This window comes from Treponema sp. (assembly GCF_052169735.1).
GTDB lineage: Bacteria > Spirochaetota > Spirochaetia > Treponematales > Treponemataceae > Treponema.
Genome location: NZ_JBQNBW010000013.1, coordinates 39,134 through 46,384, shown reverse-complemented (window position 1 = coordinate 46,384; position 7,251 = coordinate 39,134). Strand labels below are relative to the sequence as shown.

The following is a 7,251-nucleotide window of genomic DNA, read 5'->3' as shown; positions in this document are numbered from 1 at the left end:
TCAGATATTTTTTAAGGGTTTGTTCGCTTAATGTCGCATAAAACTGTATTTGTTCCTTAAAATTCAGCAGCCGAATAAAATATACATTTTAGAGGATGCTGAATTAGTACGCGATAGCGTACCTATAATCTGTGATGTTTGCTGAAAGGCAAACTCATCGGTTAACGAGGCAGCCTTATTGCGGCTGCCGAAGTTATACCTTCTATACTTTTATAGCCGCACAATACTCCCACAAACACAATCATCAGTATATCGACGAGATTGTGTTTCTTGCATCTGTCAATTCTTTCGTCTTTAATGTTCTTAAATGATTCTTGTAATGTCATTGTTTCACCCCAAGAACATTTTACCATCTTTTGTACCGTGTGAGCTACTATTTTTTTGACACTTTTTATAATGCGGAATCCCTGAACCTATATTGTCTGTCAGCATTTCCGGCTTTAGAAACAATACAGCCAACCGATATAAACAGTAGGGAGTTCCGCTACGGTAGTTGTTACAATCGCGTAGTATACGTTTTTTTCATAGAAAAAGCAAACTGATAGATACATTTTAAAAATTTATGTAGGTGTACAGAATCTGTTTACGAGATCACCGGTACAGCTGCGTTATACCTTTAAAAGTATGTTGAATACTTTTTAGACCGTATCTTGTGCAAGGAGGAAAACTATGATGGAAATGAAAGTTTTACTATTGATTTTAGCTGTTGCCGGTATATTCTTTATTATTATTGCTTTTTTTCTTGGAATCAAGATTGGAAACCTGTCTGCAAGTAAACACCTTGCAGAAGAGATAAGAAGAGCCCGGGAAGATGCAGTAAAGCGTTCCCGAGCAGTTTTAAATGGACAATTTTCAGAGCAGTTCGCCCCTTTTTTCCCGGATTTTCCTGCAAATCCCACAGAAAGCCGCTTTATCGGAAAGCCGGTTGATTTTATTGCCTTTTCCGGTCTTTCAAGCAGCAGCATTAACGAAGTGCTCTTTATCGAAGTCAAAACCGGGAATTCTCGGCTATCAAAACCGGAACAGTCGCTCCGTGATGCGATAGAACACAAGCGTGTCCGCTATGCCGAATACCGCATCCCCGCTGCAAAAGCATGACCTACGCGACAAAGCTCTCCAGTTCATACTGCTTTCCAATGGACTGGAGCTGCTCCAGCGCCTTCTTTTCAATCTGCCGAATGCGTTCTTTTGTCAAATTGAACTTATTTCCCACTTCTTTTAATGAGAGCTGTTCATACCCATTGAGCCCAAAGCGGTAGCGCAAAATTTCTGCTTCCCGTTCTGTCAGCAGGGCAAGCATTGCATCAATATTTTCCCGCAAATCAATGTCAAGTGCATAACTTTCAGGCTGCATGTAGCGGGTATCTTCAATAAAGTCCCCAGCGCTTGCAGTACTATTGTCGTTAAATACCGGTGCATCAAGCGAAACAGGATCACGGGCTGCATTCATAATCGTTTCCACCATATCGGGTTCGATCTTTAGTTCCTTTGCAATGGTATTCAACTCTTGTGCTTCACCTTCCATACCGCTTTTGCCGATCAGCTTTCGGGCTTTTTCTATTTGTACCAATTCATTTGCCCGGTTAAGCGGCAGCCGGATCATACGGGATTTTTCGCAGATAGCTTTGAGAATTGCCTGACGGATCCACCATACTGCGTAGGAAATAAACTTATACCCTTTATCAGGATCAAAGCGGTCTGCTGCATTCATTAAACCGATATTGCCTTCGCTAATCAAATCCATAATCGGGATATTCTTATTTTGATATTGCTTTGCAACATTTACGACAAAGCGTAAGTTCGATTCTATCAAAATTTTTCTTGATTTTTCATCTCCGGCGGCAGCTGCTTTTGCATATTTCAACTCATCTTCTGCGGAAAGCAGCGGTATCTTATTGATTTCTCTCAAATAGGTTGCAAAGACATTATTATCAGCGTTTGTTCTTTGTGTTTTTTCCATCATTTCAAACTCCTTGCAAATAGATAGCGGGGCTTCTGAAAATGTTACTTTTTAGAAAATACCCCTACGATATTCCGAAGCACATGGTCTTCGACGTTCGCCGGTCAAGCGCATATTTTTATGAGAACCTCTAAAACCTCCAGTTTTTTAGAAGTTTTCCTTAAGCTTTTTTGCTGCTTGAACACTAACAATACAGCAAGAACCGTGCCAAGTTGACATATTTTTTAATCTTTTTATATATTACTGAAAAAAGAGCTATTTTACTGAATTTTTCCTCCATATTTACGTCCAATACACAAAACGCGCTTAAAAAACTTGCCTTTTTAAGACTTTGTTTGTATATTTATTGTACTTGTATATGGCTGAAATGACACACTCAGTCTATAAAACATTTAAACTGGGTTAAATTGACACAGCTCTATACAGCTCAAATCTACCCAATCACTATTGGGTTTATTTTGTGTAGCAAAAATAATCATAGTATAGGAGATCCTTAGATGAATGTACGACCATTAGCAGACCGCGTTTTAGTAAAAATTGACGAGGTAGAAACAAAAAGCGCAGGCGGGCTTTTTATCCCTGCCACTGCACAAGAAAAGACGCAAACCGCAGTTGTCATTGCCGTAGGCGACGATAAAGAAAAGATCAAGGTATCAGTTGGTCAAAAAGTAATGCATGACAAATATGCCGGTACACAGGTTAAGATTAACGGAGAAGATCACTTAATCCTCAAAGCAGGCGATATTATCGCTGTTATTGAATAGTCTTACCGGAACTGCGGCAGTTAACAAGACCGCCTCGGATGGAGGCGCTTCTACGCAGCAGTGACAAGGCTGTCCAAAAACTGAAGTTTTTAGACAGCCCCTCGCGTTCAAAAATTGACAAGGAGGTCAATTTTTGAACTTGATACGGATGGTGGCGGTTATAGCAGCAGCGATATGTTGGCTGCGTAAAAATTCGCCGCTAATGCGTCCATAGATGGATGAAGTGTTAATCAGAAGCGAGTTCTGTACTCTCAAAACTCGTCTCCACCCTGCATACACGGATGTATGTCGGAAGGAAGAGTACAGAGCTGTACATTGTGTAATGAATGTGCCATTTTAGTGGCTGAAAATCAACACCCGTGGCGCAGCTTGTAAACATTTACCCTCCGCACGAATAAACCTCCATAAAATATAAAAATTACAAACAACTATTACAGATACAGCGTTTCCTAAATAGAATCCTTATGGTATAATAAACCTATTCGACAACTGCGTTCTCGAATAGGTCGACGAGTTCTCAATCGCACAAATAGCACGATGCGTGAACATCACATTTCAAGATACCCTGTTTAGAAACGGAAGTTTCCGAACAGGGTTAATCGACTTGTACAATTTTTATAAGGAGCCTACATGACAGCACCGGAAATGATACCATTCCCTGATCTTCCCTATACCCGTCCCGATATGGATGCCTTAAAGGCAGCATTCAGCAAAGCAGAGCAGCAGTTTGAAGCTGCGCATTCGGCGGCTGAACAGCTGACCATCATCGATGAGGTACAAAAGCTGAAATCTCACTATCAAACTATGTCAACGCTTGCCTCCATCCGGCACAGCATAGATACCCGTGATAGTTTTTACGATGGTGAAAATACTTTTTTTGATGAAGCAGGTCCGCTCTATATCGAAATGACAAATAGCTTTAACAAAAAACTGCTTGCGTCCCCTCTCCGTAAAGAACTTGAGAAAGAACTCGGCACACATATATTTGCAATGACTGAGATGGATATGAAAGTATTCGATCCATCCATTATGGAAGACTTAGCGGAAGAAAACAAACTGACCAGCAGCTATGATAAGCTGATTGCTTCGGCGCAAATCGATTTTGACGGAGAAAAACGGACACTCTCTCAGCTGACTCCTTTCATGGAAAATAAAGACCGCATGGTGCGTAAGCAAGCAGCAGAAGCATACTACGGTTTTTTTGCAGAACATGAGGCAGAATTTGATTCCATCTACGATAATTTAGTCAAAGTCCGTACCCGGATTGCAAAAAAACTGGGGTACAAAAACTTTGTGCAATTAGGATATGACCGCCTCAGCAGAACCGACTATAATGCAGAAATGAGCGCCGCTTACCGCAGTCAAATTTACCGTGAAATTGTTCCCATTGCTGTTAGCTTACTCAAGCGGCAAACAAAACGGCTGGGACTAGAGCGGATGTATTACTATGATGAGGCGCTTAAATATACTACCGGTAATGCTGTTCCCCATGGAGACCCTGATTGGATTCTAGCAAATGCAAAAAAAATGTATGCGGAGCTATCCCCTGAAACAGATGAGTTTTTTACCTTTATGACATCCTATAATATGCTTGATGTCCTTTCAAAAAAAGGTAAGGCTGGCGGCGGCTATTGTACAACAATCCCCGATTATAAGGCGCCGTTCATTTTTGCAAATTTCAACAAAACGCAGCATGATGTGGAAGTAATGACCCATGAAGCAGGTCACGCATTTCAGGCATATCAGAGCCGTAATGCCCGTCTGCTGGAATACGTGTGGCCTACCTACGAAGCCTGCGAAATTCACTCGATGAGTATGGAGTTTTTTACCTGGCCGTGGATGAATCTCTTTTTTGAAGAGCAAACCGATAAATTCCGCTTTACCCATCTATCGGGAGCGCTGCTCTTTTTACCCTACGGCGTTACAGTCGATGAGTTCCAGCACTGGGTATATGAGCACCCCGAAGCAAGTCCCACAGAGCGGAAGGCAGCATGGCGCACAATCGAAAAAAAGTATTTGCCGGAACGGGATTACGGCGATAATGATTTCTTAAACCGCGGCGGTTATTGGATGCGCCAAGGGCATATCTTTAATACCCCGTTTTACTATATCGATTACACCCTTGCACAAGTGTGTGCGCTGCAATTCTGGGCAAAAAGTCTTGTAGACCGGAAAACGGCATGGGCGGATTACCTCCGTCTTTGCAAAGCAGGCGGAAAGGATTCCTTCCTCCGGCTTGTAGCATTAGCCAACCTCAAAAATCCCTTTGAAGACGGATGTATTGCGTCGGTTGTACCGGCATGTACAGAGTGGCTGAACAGCATTGATGACGCAGCACTCTAAACTGCAGTAAACTAAATACCACGACAATATACAGCACAAAATATTGAGTACTGTCCTCCGATGCACAGCATCGGGGGCTGTCCAAAAACAATCAGTTTTTGGACAGTTTCCTTAGATTTAGATGCGATGTTTCCATATAAAGTTGAGCTTATGTAAAAATAAAAAATACGGCATCCTCCTTAGACCCCCGTATTTTCCACCAGCTGCAAAAGGGCCGAACCGAATTTTTCCGCTTTTATTTCGCCGATACCGAATACGTTCAGCAGTTCACGTACCGTGCGCGGCTTTTTGAGGATGATATCTTCGATTGTTCTGTCTCCGAATATAACGTAAGGCGGAACGTTTTCTTCCTCGGCAGCATGTCTGCGCCAGTCTTTTATCGCTTCATACAACGCTACGTCATCTTCATTCAACGTGCGCAAAAATTCACCTCGTTTATATTCACTTCTTTTATGTGCAGCATCATTCTTTTTAGAATCAATGCCGGTCTTTTTAGATTCTGCTTGATTCAATCCGCTCTGCCCGATAAGCTCTACTGGAAGTTCGACTTTTGCGCGGGATGCGAGTGCCTGCTTACCGTTCTCGGTTATAATAAGTACATTGTAATCACCGGTTTTTTCGATAAGTCCCGCATAGATGAGCGCATCGGAGAGCGCAAACCAATCCTCTTTTGAAAGCTCTTTCCCGATTCCCCATGTTGAAACTTTATCATGCCCGTTTTCAATAATCCGCTTTTGCTTTGAGCCGAGCAGCACATCGACAATATACGAAAGCCCGAACCGCGATTGCGTGCGGTATATGCAGCTCATAAACTTTTGCGCAGGGATGGTAACATCTGTCAGCGGAGGCGGAGGCGCGGAACACACATCGCAGCATGGAAAGGGACATCTTTGTCCGTAAACGCTTCCGGATTCACTGCCGATGTCTTCTGGTTCTGCGTCAGCGTTTTCGGGTTTCTCGTTCGCTGCCGCCGGAACAAACAGCTCTCCAAAATACGACAACAGAAAATGACGGCGGCATGTCTTGGCGGAGGCAAACTTGAGCATTGCCTGCAAGAGCCGTTCGGAGTTGGCGCTGTCCGCTGCCTCTTCAAAAAACGAACGAATTTTATGTGCATCGCCTGCGCTGTATAAAAGCAGGGCGTGAGAGGCAAGACCGTCGCGTCCTGCTCGTCCAATCTCCTGATAATATTCTTCGAGTGACTTGGGTAAATCATAATGGATAACAAAGCGGACGTTCGGTTTATCAATTCCCATACCGAATGCAACCGTCGCAACCATAATCCGTACCTTATCGCGGATAAATTGCTGTTGATGATTTCTGCGCTCTTCGTCGGAAAGCCCTGCGTGATAATTGAGCGCCGAGTAGCCTAAATCCGTGAGCTGTTCGGTGAGCTTATCAACTTGCTTGCGGGAAAAACAATAAATGATTCCGCTTTCACCGCTGTGTTGTTCCAGACAGGCGATGACCTCGCGCAGCGCATTCCGCTTAGGACGTACTTCAAGAAAAATATTTGCGCGGTTAAAACCGGCGACAAAAACTTCCGGCACTTTCATACGGAGATTTGCCGTAATATCTTTTTGTACCTGCGCGGTTGCAGTTGCCGTAAGCGCAAGAAAAACTGCATCCCTAAACTGCGCACGGATATTGGAAATTGCCAAGTAGTCGGGACGGAAATCATGCCCCCACTCGCTAATGCAATGCGCTTCGTCAATGGTAATGCAGCTGACCGGTAGGTTTGCATCATGCAGTATAGACTGCGTGCGATCCGCCGCAAGCGCTTCCGGAGAAAGGTATACCAGTTTGACACTTCCGGACTTAATACGCTGCACTGAATCGAGATACTCGCCCCATTCAAGCGAGCTATTCAAAAAAACAGCACTCACACCGTTTTCTACAAGGGAGGCAACTTGATCCTGCATGAGTGAAATCAACGGAGAAACAACAAGCGTAATGCCGCCGAACAAAAGCGCAGGGATTTGATAGCACAACGATTTTCCGCCGCCGGTAGGCATAACGGCAAGCGTATCGCGCCCCGACAGCACGGAGGCAATCACTTCCTTTTGCATAGGACGGAACTCATTGTAACCGAATGTTGTTTTAAGCACAGCATGCGCGCGTTTTAGCAGTTCATCGTGTTTTTCCATAAAGCGATTATATCTATTCCGTGCGGCTTACAAAAGA

The 7,251-nt window shown here is 43.7% G+C and carries 7 protein-coding genes; 3 read left to right on the top strand and 4 right to left on the bottom strand.

The window, feature by feature from the left end; all coding sequences use genetic code 11:
• Positions 1-161 precede the first annotated feature (161 nt).
• Positions 162-353, bottom strand: coding sequence for a transposase family protein (locus ACTTJ8_RS03675; RefSeq protein ID WP_442720338.1), 192 nt, complete (start codon positions 351-353; stop codon positions 162-164).
• A 316-nt stretch (positions 354-669) separates the two neighbouring features.
• Here ACTTJ8_RS03675 and ACTTJ8_RS03670 point away from each other — a divergent pair, with 316 nt between their 5' ends.
• On the top strand, positions 670-1,098 hold the full coding sequence (locus ACTTJ8_RS03670; RefSeq protein ID WP_442720337.1) for a Holliday junction resolvase-like protein: 429 nt from the start codon (positions 670-672) through the stop codon (positions 1,096-1,098).
• Position 1,099: 1 nt separating this feature from the next.
• Here ACTTJ8_RS03670 and ACTTJ8_RS03665 read toward each other — a convergent pair whose 3' ends face one another.
• Positions 1,100-1,963, bottom strand: a complete 864-nt coding sequence (locus ACTTJ8_RS03665; protein WP_442719835.1) for a sigma-70 family RNA polymerase sigma factor — start codon at positions 1,961-1,963, stop codon at positions 1,100-1,102.
• 494 nt (positions 1,964-2,457) lie between these two features.
• Here ACTTJ8_RS03665 and ACTTJ8_RS03660 point away from each other — a divergent pair, with 494 nt between their 5' ends.
• Positions 2,458-2,724, top strand: a complete 267-nt coding sequence (locus tag ACTTJ8_RS03660; RefSeq protein ID WP_442716626.1) for a co-chaperone GroES — start codon at positions 2,458-2,460, stop codon at positions 2,722-2,724.
• 126 nt (positions 2,725-2,850) lie between these two features.
• Here ACTTJ8_RS03660 and ACTTJ8_RS03655 read toward each other — a convergent pair whose 3' ends face one another.
• Positions 2,851-2,979: a hypothetical protein gene (locus ACTTJ8_RS03655; protein ID WP_442716627.1), complete on the bottom strand. Its 129-nt coding sequence runs from the start codon at positions 2,977-2,979 to the stop codon at positions 2,851-2,853.
• A 375-nt stretch (positions 2,980-3,354) separates the two neighbouring features.
• Here ACTTJ8_RS03655 and ACTTJ8_RS03650 point away from each other — a divergent pair, with 375 nt between their 5' ends.
• Complete coding sequence (locus tag ACTTJ8_RS03650; RefSeq protein ID WP_442720336.1) at positions 3,355-5,067, top strand: M3 family oligoendopeptidase; 1,713 nt, start codon at positions 3,355-3,357, stop codon at positions 5,065-5,067.
• Between the two features lie 179 nt (positions 5,068-5,246).
• Here the strand turns inward: ACTTJ8_RS03650 and ACTTJ8_RS03645 are convergent, their stop codons facing one another.
• Positions 5,247-7,214, bottom strand: coding sequence for a RecQ family ATP-dependent DNA helicase (locus ACTTJ8_RS03645; RefSeq protein ID WP_442720335.1), 1,968 nt, complete (start codon positions 7,212-7,214; stop codon positions 5,247-5,249).
• Positions 7,215-7,251 lie beyond the last annotated feature (37 nt).